Annotated in this window: 1 protein-coding gene; it reads left to right on the plus strand. The window is 68.4% G+C overall.

Annotated elements, in window-relative coordinates:
* Nucleotides 1-74: 74 nt before the first annotated feature.
* A partial coding sequence (locus tag FJV41_RS49650) for an MXAN_2562 family outer membrane beta-barrel protein (RefSeq protein ID WP_141649558.1) occupies nucleotides 75-610 on the plus strand: 536 nt, incomplete at its 3' end.

Consider the following 610-nt stretch of genomic DNA (forward strand, 5'->3'; position numbering starts at 1 on the left):
GGCGGGGGTGGCCTCGCGCTGGGCGCCGTGGTGGCGGCCCTGGGGTTCTGGATGACGTCGAGGAGGAAGCTGTCATGAGTCGGGCATGGGCCGTGAGTGTGGCCATGATGGTTGCCGCGCTGCCGGCGTGGGCGCAGGACGTCGGAGTGGTTTCGACCGAGCAGATGGAGTCGTCGCGCAGCGGCGGCATCATCATCCGGGTGGGCGGCTACAAGCCGCTCTTGGATGACGAGAAGGCGCTCAACGGGAATACGCCCTACGAGGACACGTTCGGTGACGCGTCGCTGCTGCTCGTCGAGCTGGAGCTGCAGCGCTACTTCTACCAGGGCATCGGCACCGCGGGCGTGGGGGTGTCGGCGGGCTACGGGGAGAAGTACGCGGCAGCGAAGCTCGCGGGCGGAGGCAACGCGGCGGAGCAGACGGCGCTGAAGGTGGTGCCGCTGGCGTTCAACCTCTTCTACAAGTTCGACTACGCGGCCTTCGAGTGGGGAGTCCCCCTGGTGCCGTACGGCAAGCTGGGGCTCATCTACACGCCGTGGTGGGTGACGAAGGGCAGCGACACCGAGACGGCGGACGGCATCACCGCCAGCGGTGGCAAGTGGGGTTGGGG

The organism is Myxococcus llanfairpwllgwyngyllgogerychwyrndrobwllllantysiliogogogochensis, from assembly GCF_006636215.1.
Taxonomy (GTDB): Bacteria; Myxococcota; Myxococcia; order Myxococcales; family Myxococcaceae; genus Myxococcus; species Myxococcus llanfairpwllgwyngyllgogerychwyrndrobwllllantysiliogogogochensis.